This is a genomic window from Streptomyces sp. NBC_01481, from assembly GCF_026339995.1.
Lineage (GTDB): Bacteria > Actinomycetota > Actinomycetes > Streptomycetales > Streptomycetaceae > Streptomyces.
On sequence record NZ_JAPEPT010000001.1, the window covers coordinates 598,996 to 618,532 of the forward strand.

Sequence of the window (19,537 nt, forward strand, 5' to 3'; positions counted from 1 at the left end):
AAGCGCTTGCTCAGTACTAAGTTACCCGGCAGTCGCAAGTGCTGTCCAGAGTGATGATGAGCACGCTGCGATGTCCCCAGGAGCGGGCTTCAGGCGGCCGTCCGGCCCGGCAGAGCGGCTTCGCCCTCGTACGCCGCCAGCGCGGCCTGGCGGCACTCCAGCAGCTCGCGCAGGTCCTCGGGGCTCAGCTGCTCGTGCGCCAGCTTCAGGCCGGCCCTGCCCTCCAGGTCGGCCCATGCCCCGCGGGCTCGCTTGTTGGCGATGCGCCTGGCATCGCTGCGCAGGAAGCCCGCCCCGGCCGCGAATCCGGCGGCGGCCAGGGCGATCAGCGCCGCGGGGACGCGTGCGTCTGCCGTCGCCAACCCGGCGGCACCCGAAACGGCCGCGAGCAGAGCCCCGGGGAAACCCAGCGCGATATGGGCCTTCGTCCAGAACTCCGCCCGCCGCTGGGCGAGTTCCCGCTGTCGCGTCGCCTCGTCGCGCAGACGCTCGATCTCGGCGCGCAGGCGGCGCGAGGGCTCATCGGCGGACATACGCGTGGAACCGGCGGTGGTCGTCATGTCTCGATTCCAACACGCCTTCTCCTCCTGGGACTTGAGATCGTGGCGACAGCTTTGGAGACCGGGATTGGTGGGCTCCCGCCAGAACGGTCCGCCCCCGAACACCGGTCACCTCAGCCGTGCCGCAGCGCGAACCACAGCTCCATCCGTACGTCCGCGTCGTCCAGGTCCTCGTCGAGGAGCGTCTGGCATCGGGCGATGCGCTGGCGGACCGTGTTGCGGTGGATCTCCATCGCCGCCGCCGTGCGGTCCCAACTGCCGTGCAGGGACAGCCAGGTGCGCAGCGTCTCGACGAGGGCGGGGGAGTCCGTGAGGGGCGCCAGGCGGTGGCGGGCCTCGTCGAGCGAGATGGGGGCGGTGTCCCGGTGGCGGACCAGGGCCTTGCGGGTGGCCGTGGCGCGGCGCACCGCCCTGGCTGCCTGTGCGTCGGCCGCAGCCAGCTCCTCGGGGCGCGCGGGCGCGCTCACGCCCAGCGTCCAGCCGGCCTGTGCGCCGACCTCGCGAGAGGCGGGGAGCAGGACCCGTACGCAGCCGTCCGCGTCCGGATCGACCAGCGCGCTGCCGAGCGCCGCGCCCAGTGCCGTCGCCGCGAAGGGGCTGTCGTCGCTGCCCTGCCCATGGACCACCGTCCAGGGCCCCGGTCCCAGTAGTGGGGCGGTCTCGGCGGGGCTCGCGCCGAGCAGCATGCGTACGAGCGCGGCGCTGCAGCCCGCGGCGTCGGCGCCCTGGTGCGGGGCTGTGAGCAGCGAGAGCAGGACGACGGCGACCCCGGCGACCGTGTGGTCCCCCGCCTCGCGGGCGGGCGCCGCGAGCCCGAGGACGAGGCCCCGGCTGCCGCCGAGGGCGTACGCGGAGAGATGGGAGACGGCGGGTGCGGCCGGGGCGGCGGGTCCTGCAGCCCCGGACTCCGATGCCGGTGGCGGCGACACCGTGTCCGTCGCCGATGCGGGGGTCGGGCGCGGCGACGGGCCCGTGCCCGGGCTCACCACCTGTCCCAGCCGGATCACCCCCGCCCTGGCCTCGGGGGACGGCGCGCGGCCCGACGACGAAAGTTCCGTGCCGTCCGGGGCCAGCAGGACCGCCCAGCCCTCCAGCCGTACCGCCAGCTGGTGCAGGACCGCCGGGACCGGGTCCGGGCGGGCTGCCGCCGCGGCGAGGCCCTGCTGGGCCTGGGTGACCCGGCGCAGTTCCCGGTGGCGGGCTTCCGCCATGAGCCGCCACACCGCCCGCGCCACCGCCGTGAACGTCGTCTGCGGCGGCACTTCGAGCAGCGGCAGCCCATGCCGGTCGCACGCCTCGATCAGATCCGCCGGCACCGCGTCGTACACCGGCGCGAGCCCGAATCCGAGCGCCGTCGCCCCCGCCTCAACGATGCGCGAGACATAGCGGTCCGGGTCCTTCAGCAGCACCCCCGCGCTCAGCAGCAGCTCGCCGCCGAGCAGATACGGATAGGGATCCGCCATCTCCGAGGTGTGCACCATGTGCACCGCCGCGCCCGCCTGAACCGGCCCGGCGATCTGGCGCAGACCGAGATCCTCGCGGGCCAGCAGTGCGGCGAGAGGGATCGGCGGGGTCGGTGGGGCTGCTGCGGTCTCCGGCATGGACAGTCCATCCATCGGCGGCGTCAAGAATGGATAAAACGTACACTTCAGCGTTGCATTCCAGCCACCTACCGTCATCGCACAGGACCAGGGGACCCGGGGGACGAGACGGAAGGAAAGCCGATGGCTGTCGACTATGCAGTAATCGTCGTCTATCTGGCCGGCATGCTCGGCATGGGCTGGTGGGGCATGCGGCGCGCCAAGTCCAAGAGCGAATTCCTGGTCGCGGGCCGCCGCCTCGGCCCCGGCATGTACTCCGGCACCATGGCGGCCATCGTCCTCGGAGGCGCCTCCACCATCGGCGGCGTGGGCCTCGGCTACAAGTACGGACTCTCCGGCGCCTGGATGGTCTTCGCCATCGGCCTCGGCCTGCTGGCCCTGTCCATCCTCTTCTCCGCGCGCATCGCCCGGCTGAAGGTCTACACCGTCTCCGAGATGCTCGACCTGCGCTACGGCGGCAAGGCCGGTCTCCTCTCGGGCGTCGTGATGTGGGCGTACACCCTGATGCTCGCCGTCACCTCGACCATCGCCTACGCCACGATCTTCGACGTCCTCTTCGACATGAACCGGACCCTCGCGATCATTCTCGGCGGCTCGATCGTCGTCGCGTACTCCACGCTCGGCGGGATGTGGTCGATCACCCTCACCGACATGGTGCAGTTCGTCGTGAAGACGGTCGGTGTGCTGCTGCTCCTGCTGCCCATCGCGGTCGTCAAGGCCGGCGGCTTCGGCGCGATGAAGGCCGCGCTGCCGACGGAGTACTTCGACCCGCTGGGCATCGGCGGCGAGATGATCTTCACGTACGTCCTGATCTACACCTTCGGCATGCTGATCGGCCAGGACATCTGGCAGCGGGTGTTCGCGGCCCGCAGCGACAGGGTCGCGCGCCACGGTGGCACCGTCGCCGGTACGTACTGCCTCGTCTACGCCCTCGCCGGTGCCGTCATCGGCACCGCCGCCAGGGTCCTCTACCCGAAGCTGCCGAACGCCGACGACGCCTTCGCGACCATCGTCAAGGACGAACTGCCCATGGGCGTGCGCGGCCTGGTGCTCGCCGCGGCCCTCGCCGCCGTCATGTCGACGTCCTCCGGAGCGCTGATCGCCTGCGCGACCGTCGCCAACAACGACATCTGGTCGCGCCTGAGGCCTCTCGCCTCCCGGGGCGGCGCCGACCACGACGAGGTCAAGGGCAACCGCGTCTTCATCCTGATCATGGGCGTCGGCGTCATCTGTACCGCCATCGCGCTCAACAACGTGGTCGAGGCGCTCACCGTCGCCTACAACCTGCTCGTCGGCGGACTGCTCGTGCCGATCCTCGGCGGCCTGCTGTGGAAGCGCGGCACGGTGTACGGCGCGCTCGCCTCGGTGATCGTCGGCGGCGTCGCGGTCATCGGCTTGATGGCCTCGTACGGGATCCTCGCCAACGAGCCCATCTACTACGGCCTGCTCCTGTCGCTCGCGGCGTATGTGATCGTCTCGCTGGCGACCAGGCCGACGGACGCGGCGATCCTGGCGAACTGGCGCGAGCGTCTGGCGGGCCGGGGCGCCGAGGACGACGAGGCCGCCGCCGAGCCCGTGGCTGTCCCGAGCTAAAGTCGAATTACCGCAACGAAGCGTACGAAAGAAGGCAAAACACATGAGCAGCAACGAGCAGCCGCGCGGCCCGATCGACTCGTCCCGTATTCCGCGGTACGCCGGACCCGCGACGTTCGCCCGGCTGCCCCGGCTCGACGAGGTCGGCACCACCGATGTCGCCGTGGTCGGCGTTCCCTTCGACTCCGGGGTCTCCTACCGTCCCGGCGCACGCTTCGGCGGCAACGCCATCCGCGAGGCGTCGAGGCTCCTGCGCCCCTATAACCCGGCGCAGGACGCCTCGCCCTTCGCTCTCGCGCAGGTCGCCGACGCGGGCGACATCGCCGCGAACCCGTTCAACATCCACGAGGCCGTCGAGACGATCGAGGCCGCGGCCGACGATCTGCTCGGCACCGGCGCGCGCATGATGACGCTCGGCGGCGACCACACCATCGCTCTGCCCCTGCTGCGCTCGGTCGCCAAGAAGCACGGCCCGGTCGCGCTGCTGCACTTCGACGCGCACCTGGACACCTGGGACACGTACTTCGGCGCGGAGTACACCCACGGCACCCCGTTCCGCCGTGCCGTCGAGGAGGGCATCCTCGACACCTCCGCCCTGTCCCACGTGGGCATCCGCGGGCCGCTGTACGGCAAGCAGGACCTGACCGACGACGAGAAGATGGGCTTCGGCATCGTCACCTCCGCCGACGTCTACCGGCGTGGCGCCGACGAGGTCGCCGACCAGCTGCGCCAGCGCATAGGCGACCGCCCGCTCTACATCTCCATCGACATCGACTGCCTCGACCCGGCGCACGCCCCGGGCACGGGCACGCCCGAGGCGGGCGGCATGACCTCCCGCGAGCTGCTGGAGATCCTGCGCGGCCTCGCCTCCTGCAACCTCGTCTCCGCGGACGTGGTCGAGGTCGCCCCGGCGTACGACCACGCGGAGATCACGTGCGTGGCCGCCTCCCACACCGCGTACGAGCTGACCACGATCATGACCCGCCAGATCGCGGCCGCGAAGGCGGCGCAGTGACGCACGACCACGATCTCGTCCTGCGGCCGACCGAGGCACAGACCGCGGCCGCGCTGAACCCCCCGGCGGGCCGTAACGGCGGCGACCTCGTCGTCGAGACCCTGGCCGGTCTCGGCGCGACGACCGTCTTCGGGCTGCCGGGTCAGCACGCGCTGGGCATGTTCGACGCCCTGCGCCGCTCCTCGCTCTCGTACGTCGGACTGCGCGTCGAGAACAACGCGGGCTTCGCCGCCGACGCGTACGGCCGGATCACCGGCGAGGTGGCGCCGCTGCTGCTGTCCACCGGCCCGGGCGCGCTGATGTCGCTCGCGGCGCTGCAGGAGTCCGCGGCGGCCTCCGCCCCCGTCCTGGCCATCGGCAGCCAGGTGCCCACGGCAGGGCTCGGCGGCGGACGTCACGGTTATCTGCACGAACTGCGCGACCAGCAGGCCTCGTTCAGGGATGTGGTGAAGTCCGTCCACACGGCCCGCACCCAGTCCCAGATCCCCTCGGCGATCGCGGCGGCCTGGGAGTCGGCACTCACGGCACCCCACGGGCCGGTGTGGGTCGAAATCCCTCAGGACGTCCTGCTGGCGCCGACGACGCTGCCGGTCGTGACGGCCATGGACGCGACTCCGCACGAGGTCGTGCCGCGCCCCGAACTGACCGCGGTCGCAGCCCACTTGCTGTCCGGCGCCACCCGTCCGGCGATCATCGCGGGCGGCGGAGTCGTACGCTCCGACGCGTCCGGCAAGCTGCTCGCGCTGGCCGAGAAGCTGAACGCCCCGGTCGTCACCACCTTCGGCGGCAAGGGCGCGTTCCCCTGGGAACACCCGCTCTCGCTCCAGTCCTGGCTGGAGGACCGCCACACCACGGACTTCCTGGAATCCGCGGACGTACTGCTCGTCGTCGGCTCAGGACTGGGTGAACTGTCCTCGAACTACCACACGTTCGCGCCGCGCGGCCGGGTCATCCAGATCGAGGCGGACGCCGGCAAGCTGGAGTCCAACCACCCGGCCCTGGGCATCCACGCGGACGCGCGGCTCGCGCTGTCGGCGCTCCTCGAGACGGTGGAGGGGCGCGAGGACGACACGGCGGCCGAATCCGTACGGACGGTCCTGGACCGGGTCCGGGCCCGTATCGCAGCCCAGGAGCTCACCCTGGAACAGCAGGTGCTGGCTTCGGTCCGCGAGGCCTTGCCGGACGACGCCCCCAGCTTCTGGGACATGACGATCCTGGCCTACTGGGCCTGGTCCGCCTTCGACGCCCGCCACCCGAACACCATGCACTCGGCCCAGGGCGCGGGCGGCCTCGGCTACGGGTTCCCGGCGGCGCTGGGCGCGGCTGCGGCCGACCCCACCCGCCCGGTCCTCGCGGTCTCCGGCGACGGCGGCGCGATGTACTCGATCGCGGAACTGGCGACGGCCCGCCAGTACGACCTCCCGGTGACCTGGCTGATCGTGGACGACGGCGGATACGGCATCCTGCGCGAGTACATGAAGGACACCTTCGGCGAGGCGACGGCGACGGAACTGTCCCGCCCGGACTTCGTGGCCCTGGCGGAATCTTTCGGGGTGCCCGCGGTCCGTACGACCCCGCAGTCCCTGGCCGAGGACCTCGCGAAGTCCCTGACGGAGCCGGGCCCTTCGGTGGTCGTGCTCCCGGCGGTCCTGCGGATGTTCGCCCCGACCCACCTCTGAGACGACCCGCCCCCCGACTCCTGCGCCCTGCCGTTCACTCCCCCGAGCCGGCGGGGCGCAGGCATGTCGCGCGCCGGCGTCCGTGCGCCCCGCGCGATCACCACGCGCGGTCCCAGTCCGCCGCAGCGCGGAGTCCTGGCCGGTCCGTGGGACGTACACTCCACCCATGGGTTGCACACAAGCGATGAGGGAGAGCCTGCGACAGGCACCTCCGGCGCTGTGTGTTTCCGGTCCCGGTGCGCGCTGCCGCGCTCTGCACGGTCACGGCTGACCGACCCGACCGGTTCGACCGGCCCCACCGGCCCTCTTAGGCCTTTCGCCCCGCCCGTGGAGTTCTTTCCGCGCAGCCCGGGCTTCTCTCCGGTTTCCGGAACACCGCACCACTTTCTTTCTGTCTGCTGAGCACCACCTCCGCGACTCCTCGGCGTGCCATCGGCATCGCCTCGGCGACGGCCGGGCGACCGGCGAAGCCACACCCTTGAGAGGACCCCCTGTGAAGTTGAGCGAGTTGCTGGCCGGGCACGACCATGAGGTTCTTCTGGGTGATACGGAGACGAGGATCACCGGGGGAGCCTGCTTCGACGCCCACCGCGTCTCGTCGGGCTCGCTGTTCATCGCGGTGCCCGGGCACCGCGAGGGCGGACTCGAGCTCGTCGGTCCCGCTCTGGCCCGTGGCGCGGTCGCGGTCCTCGTCGACCAAGCGGTCCCGGACGCGGTGTGGGCGTCGGCCGACGGAGTCTGTGTCGTACGGGTGGCGGACGCGCGCAAGGCGGCCGCGGTCGTCACCTCCCGCTACTACGGCGAGCCCGGGCGGGCGATGGACATGGTGGCCGTCACCGGCACCAACGGGAAGACGTCGGTGTCGTACATGGTCGAGTCCCTGCTGCGGATCGCGGAGGGCGCGCGCGTGGGGGTCATCGGGACGGCCGGCAGCCGGATCGGGGACGAACTGATCCCGATGCCGAGATCGGTGCTGACCACGCCGGAGTCGCCGGACTTCCAGTACCTGCTCGGGTGCATGCGCGACCGGGAGGTGACCACCGTGGTCCTGGAGGCCACCTCGATGGGCCTGCTGACCCACCGGATCGACCGGGCGTTCCTGGACGTCGGGATCTTCACCAACCTCACGCAGGACCACCTGGACGACCACGGCACCATGGAGAACTACCGGGACGCCAAGCTGCGCCTGTTCCAGGGGCTGTGCCGGCGCGCGGTGGTCAACGCGGACGACCCCGTGGGAGCCGGGATCCGGGCCATGATGCCCGGCGCGGTCTCGACGTACGCACTCGACGCCGAGGCCGACTACCGGGCGACCGACCTCAGCATGAACGCCCTCGGTACGCGCTTCACCCTCCACCACGCCGGCCGCAAGTACCCCGCGGCGATCCCCGTCCCCGGGCGTTTCTCGGTGTCCAACGCGCTGGCGGCCGTGGCGGCCTGCCATCTGCTCGGGCACGACCTGACAGGACTGGTCGCCGCACTCGACAGGATGCCCGCGGTCCCGGGGCGTTTCGAGCGCTTCGAGACGCCTCGCGGCACCTCCGTGATCGTGGACTACGCGCACTCTCCCGACTCCCTGGACAAGGTGCTCACCGCCATCCGGGACTTCGCCACCGGCCAGGTCGTCACCGTCTTCGGCTGCGGCGGCGACCGGGACGTCACCAAGCGCGCGAAGATGGGGGAGATCGCCGGGACACACTCCGATCTGTGCGTTCTCACCTCGGACAACCCTCGCAACGAGGACCCCGAGGCGATCCTGGACCAGATCGCGCCAGGTCTCGCGGTGAGCGGCACCCGCTTCGAGCGCTTCGCCGACCGCCGTGAGGCGATCGCCTTCGCGCTGGACGCCGCGGGGCCGGGCGACATCGTCCTGGTCGCGGGGAGGGGCAGCGAGCCGTATCAGACCGTCGGCGAGCAGCTGCTCCCCTTCAGCGACATGGCGACGGCACGCGAACTCGCGGCCGCTCAGCTGTAGCCGGCCGGGCGGCCGAACGTTCACGGGAAGTCCGCCCGTGCTCAACCCGCACCGGCCTACGGTGGCGCCATGCGTCTGCGAACCGTACTCGCCACCGTCACCGCCGGCCTGGCCGTCGCCACCTGCCTCGGCGCCGCCGCTCCGGCCGACTCCCGTCCCCGTACGGGAAGTTGCTCGCCCCGGGTGAGCATCGACAGTTACTCCGACGCGCTCGACAAGACCGAGTTCCAGGGCACTTTCGTCGGCAACTTCTCCGCCCTCGCCGTCGACACGGACGGCGGCATCGCGGCGGTCTCGGACCGCTCGGAGCTGTTCGGCCTCGACCGCGTGAGTCTGCGGCCGACGAGCGTGGTGCATCTCGCCGACGAGAAGGGGGCGCAGCTCGACTCCGAGGGACTTGTCGTCGAGCGGGACGGAAGCCGGCTCATCAGCTCCGAGATCGAGCCGTCCATCCGCCGCTACAGCCGCGAGGGCGCGATACTCGGCTCCCTCCCCGTGCCCGAGGCGCTGCGTGTCGCTCCCGCCGGGCGGGCCACGCGGAATCTCACCTTCGAGGGGCTGACGCTGGGGCCCGGCGGCCGTACCCTCGTCGCCGCCATGGAGGGGCCGATCGCCGGTGACGGGGCCGGGATCATGCGGCTGCAGACCTGGAAGCGGTACAGCCCGAAGCAGGACTTCCGGCTCGACGAGCAGTACGCGTACCGCGCCGACGCCGGTCTCGGGATCAGCGAGACCACCGCCACCGGGGACGGCCGGCTGCTCGTGCTCGAGCGCGGGTTCACGCCGGGCATCGGCAACACCGTCCGGCTCTATCTCGCCGACCTGCGGCATGCCACCGACGTCAGCGGTGTCGAGTACGTCACGGGGCAGGACGGGGTCCGGCTCGTACGCAAGACACTGCTCGCCGACCTCGCCGACTGCCCGTCCCTCGGCGCCCCGGCCAAGCAGCCCCAGCCCAACCCGCTGCTGGACAACATCGAGGCCATGGCGGTCACTTCGCGAGGACCCGGCGGCCGGATCCACCTCCTGCTGGCCAGCGACGACAACCAGAATCCCGCCCAAATCACCCGTTTCTACCGGCTTTCGGTCTGCCTTCCGCAGCACTGAGTCGAGTACTCAGACCTCGCTCATACAACTTTTCAGCCAGTCGTGAGTCATGTGTGGCGGGTGCACCGCAGAGGCGCACCCGCGACAGCACCAGGAGACGGGAAAAGCCTCCATGACTCACCACCGAATATCGCGTCGCGCGCGGGCGGCTTCGGCCGTCGTGGCCGCGGGCGTGTTCGTGCCGCTGGCCGCGGGCGCCGCGCCCGCGGCCGCCGCGACCCCGCAGGTTGCCTGTACTTCCAAGACCGTGGGACTCGCCGCCAAGCTGACCGCCGACATCACCGCCGCGCTCTCTGGCCGTAGGTCGACGACCGCCGTGCTCCTCAACGACCGTGTCAGCAAGACGAGTTGTATTCTGCGCCCGGACCAGAAATACGACTCGGCCAGCGTGGTGAAGGTGACCGTGCTCGGGGCCCTCCTGCTGGACGCGCAGCGGCAGAAGCGCGGCTTCACCCAGCGCGAGTTCACGCTCGCCTACGACATGATCACCAAGTCGGACAACGCCGCCACCAGCGCCCTGTGGAAGCAGCTCGGCCTGACGAAGATCAAAAGCTTCCTCACGGCCGCCGGCATGACCCAGACGGTGCCCGGCGCCGATGGCTACTGGGGGCTCACCCAGATCACCGCTCGTGACGAGCAGAAGCTGCTCGCGCTGCTGACCGTGCCGAACACCGTGCTGTCCGACGGCAATCGCGCGTACGCCCTCAAGCTGATGAGCAAGGTCATCACCTCCCAGCGCTGGGGCACCCCGGCCGGAGCCCCCGCCGACGTCACCGTCCAGGTCAAGAACGGCTGGCTGTCCCGGGCCACCCACGGCTGGCGCGTCCACAGCATCGGCGCCTTCACCGGCAACGGCCACGACTACACGATCACCGTCCTGACGTGGGACAACGCGACCATGGACTACGGCGTCACCACCATCCAGGCCGTCGCCCGCGCCATCCACAAGGACCTCAACCCGGCCACAGCCCGGTCGGCCGGGGTCTTCACCCCGCCCGCCGTTCCGCAGGAGGCCCTGCCGGCCACCCCGGAGACGGCTGCGAGGGACGCGATTTCCGCCACCCGGTGAGGTGTCCGTTCGTTGCGGCGGGATGAAATCCGCAGCTCGCCGCGTTGGTGCTTTCCGGTAGATCAGAACACGATTTCAGAACTGGATCGGGCGACCGGGAGGCACCACGTGGCGGCGGCAGACCAAGGCTGGGCACGGAGGCTCGCCGGTTACGCATGGCGTTACCGGCGCAATGTGGTGCTCGCGCTCGGTTCGTCGCTGGCGGGCATGGCCGTCATGGCGCTCGTCCCGCTGATCACCAAGGTCGTCATCGACGACGTGATCGGTGACGGAACACGGTCCGTCGCCGTCTGGACCGGGCTGCTGATAATCGCGGCCCTGTTCATCTACGCCCTCACCTATGTACGCCGCTACTACGGCGGACGCCTCGCCCTCGACGTCCAGCACGATCTGCGGACCGAGATGTACGGGACGATCACCCGTCTGGACGGCCGCCGTCAGGACGAACTCTCCACCGGCCAGGTCGTCGGCCGTGCCACCAGCGACCTCCAGCTCATCCAGGGCCTGCTCTTCATGCTCCCGATGACCATCGGGAACATCCTGCTCTTCCTGATCTCCCTGGTGATCATGGCGTGGCTGTCGCTGCCGCTCACCCTGATCGCCCTGGCCGTCGCCCCCGCCCTCTGGTTCATCGCCAAGCGCAGCCGCGTCCGGCTGCACCCCGCCACCTGGTACGCCCAGAGCCAGGCCGCGGCCGTCGCGGGCGTCGTCGACGGCGCCGTCTCCGGCGTACGCGTGGTCAAGGGCTTCGGCCAGGAGGACCAGGAGACCGGCAAGCTGCGCGAGGTCGGCCGCAAGCTCTTCGCGGGACGCCTGCGGACCATCAGGCTCAACGCCAAGTACACCCCGGCCCTCCAGTCCGTCCCCGCGCTCGGGCAGGTCGCGATGCTGGCGCTCGGCGGCTGGCTGGCCACCCGCGGCCAGATCACCCTCGGTACCTTTGTCGCCTTCTCGACCTATCTGGCGCAGCTCGTCGGCCCGGTCCGGATGCTCGCCGTGGTGCTGACGGTCGGACAGCAGGCCCGTGCCGGTGTCGAGCGCGTACTGGAGCTGATCGACACCGAGCCGACGATGCAGGACGGCACCAAGGAACTCCCGGCGGACGCGCCCGCGACGGTCGAGTTCGACGACGTGACCTTCGGATACGACGAGCAGCGCCCCGTCCTGGACGGGTTCTCGCTGGAGATCCGGGCGGGCGAGACCGTCGCCGTCGTCGGCTCCTCCGGCAGCGGCAAGTCCACAGTCTCGCTGCTGCTGCCCCGCTTCTACGACGTGACGCACGGCGCCGTCCTGGTCGGCGGCCACGATGTGCGCGAGCTGACCATGGAATCCCTGCGCGCCGCCATCGGCCTGGTGCCGGAGGACAGCTTCCTCTTCTCCGACACCGTGCGGACGAACATCGCGTACGGAAAGCCGGACGCCACCGAGGAAGAGATCGAGACCGCCGCACGCGCCGCCCAGGCCGACCGCTTCATCGCCGAGCTGCCCCAGGGCTACGACACCAAGGTCGGCGAACACGGCCTCACCCTCTCCGGCGGCCAGCGCCAGCGCATCGCGCTCGCCCGCGCGATCCTCACCGATCCCCGGCTGCTGCTCCTGGACGACGCCACCTCGGCCGTGGACGCCCGTGTCGAGCACGAGATCCACGAGGCACTGCGCAGCGTCATGGCGGGCCGGACCACCCTGCTGATCGCCCACCGCCGCTCCACGCTCGGCCTCGCCGACCGGATCGCCGTTCTCGACGGCGGACGCCTCGCCGACATCGGTACGCACGAGGAGCTGACCGGGCGCTCGGCCCTCTACCGGCGGCTGCTGACCGACCCGGACGAGCTCGGCGGCGTATCACCGGGCCACACCCCGCTGCCCGCCGCGGAACCGGAAGAGGACAACACCGTACGGGACGAGCTGGACGCCGAGTTCGACGTCGAGCGCGGCATCACCCCCCGCCTGTGGGAGCGCGAGGAAAGGGCCGAGGAGTCCGCGGCGCCCGGCGCCACCCCTGAGCTGCTCGCCCAGGTCGAGGCGCTGCCCCCGGCGACCGACACCCCCGAGATCGACGAGGCGCGTGCCGTCCGCGCCGAGCAGACCTACGGCCTGCGCAGGCTGCTGCGCGGCTTCGGACTGCCCCTGCTGGTCAGCCTGCTGCTGGTGGCGACCGACGCGGGCATGGGCCTGCTGCTGCCGGTCATGATCCGGCACGGCATCGACGAGGGCGTCGAGCAGGTGGCGCTCGGCGCGGTGTGGGCCGCGTCCCTGCTCGCGCTCGCGAGTGTGGTCGTGCAGTGGCTGGCGCAGATCGGCGAGACCCGGATGACGGGCCGCACCGGCGAGCGCGTCCTCTACTCGCTGCGCCTGAAGATCTTCGCGCAGCTCCAGCGGCTCGGACTCGACTACTACGAGCGCGAACTGACCGGCCGGATCATGACCCGGATGACGACGGACGTGGACGCCCTGTCCACCTTCCTGCAGACGGGCCTGGTCACCGCGTTCGTCTCGGTGGTCACCTTCTTCGGCATCCTGGTCGTCCTGCTCGTCATCGACCTGCAGCTGGCGCTGGTGGTCTTCGCGACCCTGCCGGTGCTGATCGTCGGCACGTACTTCTTCCGCAAGAAGAGCGTCAAGGCCTACGAACTGGCCCGCGAACGCATCAGCGTCGTCAACGCCGACCTCCAGGAGTCCGTGTCAGGGCTGCGGATCGTGCAGGCCTTCCGGCGCGAGCGCGACGGCGCGGACAGGTTCGCCGGCCGCAGCGACAGCTATCGCGAGGCCCGGGTGCGCGGCCAGTGGCTGATCTCGGTCTACTTCCCCTTCGTTCAGCTGCTGGCCTCGGTGGCCGCCGCGGCCGTGCTGATCGTCGGCGCGGGCCGGGTCGAGGCGGGCACCCTCACCACCGGCGCGCTGGTCGCCTACCTCCTCTACATCGATCTGTTCTTCGCGCCCGTGCAGCAGCTCTCCCAGGTCTTCGACGGATACCAGCAGGCGACGGTGTCGCTGGGCCGCATCCAGGAGCTCCTCCAGGAGCCGACATCGACGGCCACCGCGAAGGCGCCCGTCGATGTGCGCTCGCTGCGCGGCGAGATCGCTTTCGAGAACGTCGACTTCGCCTACGGGGACGACGAGGCGGCCCTGAACTCGATCGACCTGCGCATCCCGGCCGGCCAGACCGTCGCCTTCGTCGGCGAGACCGGCGCGGGCAAGTCGACGCTCGTCAAGCTGGTCGCGCGGTTCTACGACCCGACCGGCGGCCGGGTCACCGCCGACGGCACCGATCTGCGCGAGCTGGATCTGACGGCCTACCGGCACCGGCTCGGCGTCGTCCCCCAGGAGGCGTACCTCTTCGAGGGGACCGTCCGGGACGCCATCGCCTACGGCCGCCCCGGCGCGAGCGACGCCGAGGTGGAGGCCGCGGCCCGCGCCGTCGGTGCCCACGACATGATCGCCACCCTCGACGGCGGCTACCTGCACGAGGTCTCCGAGCGCGGCCGCAACCTCTCGGCGGGCCAGCGCCAGCTGATCGCGCTGGCCCGGGCCGAGCTCGTCGACCCGGACATCCTGCTGCTCGACGAGGCGACCGCGGCCCTCGACCTGGCCACCGAGGGACAGGTCAACCAGGCCACGGACCGGTTGACGGGCCGCCGCACCACGCTGGTCGTCGCCCACCGCCTGACCACGGCGGCCCGCGCGGACCGGGTGGTCGTGATGGACCGCGGAAAGGTCGTCGAGGACGGTACGCACGAAGAACTCCTCGCCCTGAACGGGCCGTACGCCATGCTCTGGCGCACCTTCATCGGGGAGGACGAGCCCGCCGCCGTATGACGGATCGCCGAATACCGCAACCGTTGGAGGCCCGGCTGCGTCGTACGCATGTACGGGGCCGTGACAAAGGGGTGCGAGCGTGTTCGGTGGAACGGGGAACATCGACGGGTCGGGGAACATACGACGAGGACGGCGGCTGCTCGCGCAGGGCGTCGCCGTCTTCATGGCGGCAGGTGCGCTCGCACTGGCGGGACCGGGGGCATCACACGCCGAGGCTGCCGTCTCCACGTGCAGCGGCCGGCCGCTGAAGACCGTCAAATTCCCCACCGGCGAGCTGCGGGTCTACAAGAACCGGCAGTACGCCTGCGCCGTCACGGTCGCCGGCAAGCCCGGCGCGCGGCGGGCCATGTCCATCTCGCTCCAGGCGCGCGGCGGCCGGGCCGCGGTCGACAAGGGCAATTTCACCCGCCAGGCGGGACCCGTCACCGTCCACGCGCTCAACCGCTGTGTACGGGCCACCGGTTCGATCGCGGGCATCTCACGCTCGACCGGCTGGATCCTCTGCTGACGCCTAGGGGGGTGTCCGGCCGATCTTGCCGGGCTCGCGTGCCCTGGCACGGCACCTCTCCCCCGTAGCCCTTCGGGCACGGGAGGTGCCCCCATCGCCAGACCCGCTCACTGATCCGGCCTGATCGACCGGACACAACCTGGTCGGACCAGCCGATCCCAACTGGGGCTGGCGGGACTGGTGTTCCCCCGCTAGGTTCACCGCGACCACAGGTGAATCAAGGGGAGGGTGAATGCGCAAGGCGCTCAGATGGCTGCTGTCGCTCGTGGTGCTCATTGGCACCGTGAGTGCGGCCGGTGCGACGGCCGGTGCGGCTACCGCCGCCGAGCCGACGGCCGGCACGGACATCAAGGACCAGATCCTCGCGATTGAGGGCATGAGTCTCATCGAGGAGAAGCCGTACCCGGGTTACCGGTACTTCGTCCTCAACTACACACAGCCGGTCGATCACCGGCACCCCGGCAAGGGCACGTTCAAGCAGCGGATCACCCTGCTGCACAAGGACACCAGTCGCCCCACCGTCTTCTTCACCTCCGGCTACAACGTGAGCACCACGCCACGCCGCAGTGAGCCGACGGCGATCATCGACGGCAACCAGGTCTCTCTGGAGTATCGCTTCTTCACCCCGTCCAGGCCCGACCCGGCCAACTGGTCCAAGCTGGACATCTGGCAGGCGGCCAGCGACCAGCACCGGGTCTTCAAGGCGCTGAAGAAGATCTACACCAAGAAGTGGCTCGCCACCGGCGCTTCCAAGGGCGGCATGACGGCCACCTACTTCGAGCGCCACTACCCGCGGGACATGGACGGCGTCGTCGCGTACGTCGCGCCCAACGACGTGGTCAACAAGGAGGACTCGGCGTACGACCGGTTCTTCGAGAACGTCGGTACCAAGGAGTGCCGCGACAAGCTGAACGCGGTCCAGCGCGAGGCACTGGTGCGGCGCGAGCCGCTGGAGGCCAAGTACCAGGCGGCCGCGACCGCCGAGGGCCACACCTTCAAGACCGTCGGCAACCTCGACAAGGCGTACGAGGCGGTCGTCCTCGACTACGTCTGGGCTTTCTGGCAGTACAGCAAGCTCGCCGACTGCGGATCGATCCCGGCCGCCGCGACCGCGAGCGACCAGGAGATCTACGACAGCGTCGACGCGATCTCCGGCTTCTCCGCCTACACCGACCAGGGCCTGGAGACGTACACCCCGTACTACTACCAGGCAGGCACCGAGCTGGGCTCGCCCGACATCAAGCAGCCGCACCTCAACGGCCTGACCCGGTACGGGTACCAGCCGCCGCGGAACTTCGTGCCGCGCGACATCCCGATGCGCTTCAAGCCGTGGGTCATGCGCGACGTGGACACCTGGGTGCGGCACAACGCCAACCAGATGCTCTTCGTCTACGGCCAGAACGACCCGTGGGGCGCCGAGCAGTTCCGGCCCGGCAGGGGCACCCACGACAGCCATGTGTATGTCGCTCCGGGTGCCAACCACGGCGCCAATGTGGCCGCCCTGGTGCCCGACCAGAAGGCGGCAGCCACCGCCGCGATTCTGAAGTGGGCGGGCGTCGCCCCGGCCGCCGTCCAGCAGGACGAGGCGAAGGCGAAGCCGCTGACCAGGTACGACGCGAAGCTCGACAAGCGCGACATCGAGCGGGAGCCGGCCCTGCGGCCGTAGGTCCCCCGGGGTTGCGCCCACCGCCGAGTGATCCTCACACGCGGCGGGCGCAGCCCACCGGCTTGTCACCCTCCATCCGCACATACAGCGCCGTGGACGGCGGGCACTGCGCCCGGCGCTCCACCGAGGACGCCACCCTGAACTCCGGTGCGCGCGTGCTCGATCCGTCGCAGGCCGTCTCCTTCACCTGGCCCGCGCTCGCGCTGTAGACGCAGTCGCCGACCACGGTGTGCGGACCGCCGCCCCCGCCCGGGTCGCCCGGATGCGGCGGCTCCAGATTGCGCATGCAGGCGTACCCCTGACCAACGTCCCCGTCGCCGTCCTCGTCCGTCGAGGGACGGCTCTCGGAGATGTGCAGGACGAAGTCGGTGGCGGCGGGGCAGGCAGGGCCCGCCGACGTCCGCCCCTCGTGGCGGGCGGTCACCCGTGCGTATGCCTTCTCGCTGGTGCAGGGCACTTCATGGAAGTCACGGCCGCGCGAGGCGCAGTCGCCGGGACCGAGGAAGACCAGGCCGTATCCCGAGGGTGTTGGGGTGGCGCTCTCGACGCTGCTCGCGGCCGCGCCGGTGCGTCCGCTCGCCTGCTGGCAGCCGGTGATCATGACCACCACCAGGGCGAGTACCGGTACCAGGCTGCTCACCGCCCCGGCTGACCGCTGCTTCACGCCCATCACGTACCCCCCACGAGCCCCGACCCCCGGCCGGTCCGTCCAGCGTGACCCGCCGGGGCGGGCCACGCCAGACGTGCGGGGTGATTGATGACATTTTGCGGGAGTGCGCCGGGGGTGCGTGGCACGTTTGCGTATGTCGGTCTTTCGCCCTCCGGTCCGTCTCGGCTTTTTCGCTCCGGTCCGTCGGTCTCCGTCAGTCGTACGACAGGCCGTGGCCGATGGGATACAGCACCTGAAGCGGATCGTCCGCACGCTGCACCGGCACCGGAAGGTGTCCCTCCGGGGCGGCTCGGCCCGCGATCACCCGTGCTGCCGCCCGCAGTTCGACATCGGTCCAGCAGTACGCGGCGAGCGCCGCCCGTACGCCGGTGAGCCGGGCGATGTCGTACGGATTGCGGACGGCGACCGCGACAACGGGCACGCCTGTCACGGCGAGCCGGGCCACCAGGGTCCGCTGCGGGCTGGTCGCCGTGACGTTGTACGTACCGACGATCACCGCGTCCTTGCCGCCAGCCGCCGCGACCGCCTCGTCGATCTTCGCGGCCGTCGGCGTGATCCCGGTGGACAGCGCGGTCGCGGCGAAGCCCAGTTCGGTCAGGGCCTTCGCCAGTACGGAGGTCGGCGGTCCGGTCGTCCCGGTGGGCGAGGCCGGATCGGCGCCGACCACCAGGAGATTGCGCCCACTGCGCCTGTTCAGCGGAAGCAGTCCGTCCTCGTTGACGAGCAGGGTCGTGGTGCCCTCGGCGATCCGGTCGGCTGCGGCGAGATGCGCGCGGGCGCCGACGGTGCGCTCCACTTCGCGCCGGGAGACGAACGGGTCGCGGAACAGGCCCAGTTTCTCCTTCAGGAGCAGGATGCGCAGGATCGATTCCTCGAGGCGGGCGACGGTGAGCTCGCCGCTCCTGACCGCGCTGAGGACGCCGTTCCAGGCGACGGCCAGATCCGGCGGGTTGAGCAGCTGGTCCACACCCGCCTTCAGTGCGAGCACCGGCACCCGGCTGTCGCCGTACTTGTCGCGCACGCCCTGCATATTGAGCGCGTCGGTGACCACCACACCGTCGTAACCCAGCTCCTCGCGCAGGATGCCGGTGAGGATGGGGCGCGAGAGCGTGGCCGGGTCATTGCTCGGGTCCAGCGCGGGGAACTGGATGTGCGCCGTCATGATCGAGTCGATACCGGCGGCGATCGCGGCCCGGAACGGCGGGGCGTCGATCTCCTCCCACTGCTCGCGGGTGTGGGTGATTACCGGGATGCCCGTGTGACTGTCGACGGTGGTGTCGCCGTGCCCCGGGAAGTGCTTCGACGTCGCGGCGATGCCTGCGCTCTGATAGCCCTTCACCTGCGCGGCGACCAGGCCCGCCACCGCGTCGGGATCGGCGCCGAAGGAGCGGACTCCGATGACCGGATTGGCGGGATTGACGTTGACGTCGGCGACCGGGGCGTAGTTCTGGCAGATGCCCATCGCGGCCAGCTCGGCCCCGGCGATCCGTGCCGCCGTACGGGCGTCGGAGCGGGACCCGCCCGCGCCCAGCGCCATCGCACCCGGCATCAGGGTGGCGGGCCTGCCCACGCGGGCCACGATGCCGTGCTCCTGGTCGGTGGAGATCAGCAGCGGTACGGGAGTGGACTGGGCGAGTCCGGCCCGCTGGATGCCGTTGGACAGATCCGCGATCTGGTACGGATCACGGGTGTTGTGCGCCCAGGAGAAGTAGATGATGCCGCCGACGTGATACGCCGCGACCAGCTCGGCGGCGGTGCGGACACCCATCTCCTTGAGGTTCAGCTCGATGTCGGCCTGGTCGGGGGCGGTGGCGGAGTGCCCGTACACCCGCATCACGAAGAGCTGGCCGACCTTCTCCTCCAGGCTCATCCGGGAGATGAGCCGTTTGAGGCGGTCGCGGTGGGAGGGGAGGGCGAGTGCGGGGGTGGCGCCGGCAACGGCGCCCGCCGCCACGGCGGTGGCGGCAGTCGCGGTGAGGAGGGTGCGTCTGGTGAGGCTCCGGTCGTGCATGGGGCTCCTTCCGGCCTTGCTCGACAAGGGAGTTGAAGGAAACTTCCAAGGACACACGGATAGCCCGAAAATTACTGCCAGGTCAAGGGTGTGGCAAGACAAAGACGGCGCGGCGCGCGGAAGGTCACCGGGACGGGGGCCGCCACCGGTGCTGTCGGAGGGGGCCGCACCGGTGGCGGTGTGCTGCCGGCCGCAGGCGGCTGGAGAGGGGGTGGTCAGCGATCGCAGCCAGCAGCGAGGGCCGACACCGCACAGCGGAGACTCACC

The 19,537-nt window shown here is 70.8% G+C and carries 13 protein-coding genes; 9 read left to right on the forward strand and 4 right to left on the reverse strand.

The window, feature by feature from the left end; genetic code table 11:
• Nucleotides 1-89: 89 nt before the first annotated feature.
• Nucleotides 90-560: a hypothetical protein gene (locus tag OOK40_RS02910; protein WP_266476207.1), complete on the reverse strand. Its 471-nt coding sequence runs from the start codon at nucleotides 558-560 to the stop codon at nucleotides 90-92.
• A gap of 113 nt (nucleotides 561-673) precedes the next feature.
• Nucleotides 674-2,161, reverse strand: coding sequence for a PucR family transcriptional regulator (locus tag OOK40_RS02915; protein WP_266476208.1), 1,488 nt, complete (start codon nucleotides 2,159-2,161; stop codon nucleotides 674-676).
• 123 nt (nucleotides 2,162-2,284) lie between these two features.
• Between OOK40_RS02915 and OOK40_RS02920 the strand changes: the two genes are divergently transcribed.
• The 9 genes from OOK40_RS02920 to OOK40_RS02960 all read left to right on the forward strand — a co-directional run bounded on the left by OOK40_RS02920 (nucleotide 2,285) and on the right by OOK40_RS02960 (nucleotide 16,589).
• A complete protein-coding gene (locus tag OOK40_RS02920; RefSeq protein ID WP_266476209.1) occupies nucleotides 2,285-3,754 on the forward strand; it encodes a sodium:solute symporter in 1,470 nt (489 codons plus the stop codon).
• Between the two features lie 43 nt (nucleotides 3,755-3,797).
• A complete protein-coding gene (gene speB, locus OOK40_RS02925; protein ID WP_266476210.1) occupies nucleotides 3,798-4,769 on the forward strand; it encodes an agmatinase in 972 nt (323 codons plus the stop codon).
• On the forward strand, nucleotides 4,766-6,448 hold the full coding sequence (locus tag OOK40_RS02930; RefSeq protein WP_266476211.1) for a thiamine pyrophosphate-binding protein: 1,683 nt from the start codon (nucleotides 4,766-4,768) through the stop codon (nucleotides 6,446-6,448). The genes speB and OOK40_RS02930 overlap by 4 nt, the downstream gene beginning before the upstream one ends.
• 493 nt (nucleotides 6,449-6,941) lie before the next feature.
• Nucleotides 6,942-8,423 (forward strand): UDP-N-acetylmuramoyl-L-alanyl-D-glutamate--2,6-diaminopimelate ligase, encoded by a 1,482-nt coding sequence (locus OOK40_RS02935; RefSeq protein ID WP_266476212.1) that lies wholly within the window; start codon nucleotides 6,942-6,944, stop codon nucleotides 8,421-8,423.
• A 69-nt stretch (nucleotides 8,424-8,492) separates the two neighbouring features.
• A complete protein-coding gene (locus OOK40_RS02940) occupies nucleotides 8,493-9,530 on the forward strand; it encodes an esterase-like activity of phytase family protein (RefSeq protein WP_266476213.1) in 1,038 nt (345 codons plus the stop codon).
• A 112-nt stretch (nucleotides 9,531-9,642) separates the two neighbouring features.
• On the forward strand, nucleotides 9,643-10,599 hold the full coding sequence (locus tag OOK40_RS02945) for a serine hydrolase (RefSeq protein ID WP_266476214.1): 957 nt from the start codon (nucleotides 9,643-9,645) through the stop codon (nucleotides 10,597-10,599).
• Nucleotides 10,600-10,707: 108 nt separating this feature from the next.
• Nucleotides 10,708-14,415, forward strand: coding sequence for an ABC transporter ATP-binding protein (locus OOK40_RS02950; protein ID WP_266476215.1), 3,708 nt, complete (start codon nucleotides 10,708-10,710; stop codon nucleotides 14,413-14,415).
• Nucleotides 14,416-14,578: 163 nt separating this feature from the next.
• Nucleotides 14,579-14,923, forward strand: a complete 345-nt coding sequence (locus OOK40_RS02955) for a hypothetical protein (protein WP_266478812.1) — start codon at nucleotides 14,579-14,581, stop codon at nucleotides 14,921-14,923.
• Between the two features lie 232 nt (nucleotides 14,924-15,155).
• On the forward strand, nucleotides 15,156-16,589 hold the full coding sequence (locus OOK40_RS02960) for a S28 family serine protease (protein ID WP_266476216.1): 1,434 nt from the start codon (nucleotides 15,156-15,158) through the stop codon (nucleotides 16,587-16,589).
• Nucleotides 16,590-16,623: 34 nt separating this feature from the next.
• Here the strand turns inward: OOK40_RS02960 and OOK40_RS02965 are convergent, their stop codons facing one another.
• Nucleotides 16,624-17,190, reverse strand: a complete 567-nt coding sequence (locus tag OOK40_RS02965) for a hypothetical protein (protein ID WP_266478816.1) — start codon at nucleotides 17,188-17,190, stop codon at nucleotides 16,624-16,626.
• A gap of 262 nt (nucleotides 17,191-17,452) precedes the next feature.
• Complete coding sequence (locus OOK40_RS02970) at nucleotides 17,453-19,270, reverse strand: glycoside hydrolase family 3 protein (protein ID WP_266476217.1); 1,818 nt, start codon at nucleotides 19,268-19,270, stop codon at nucleotides 17,453-17,455.
• Nucleotides 19,271-19,537 lie beyond the last annotated feature (267 nt).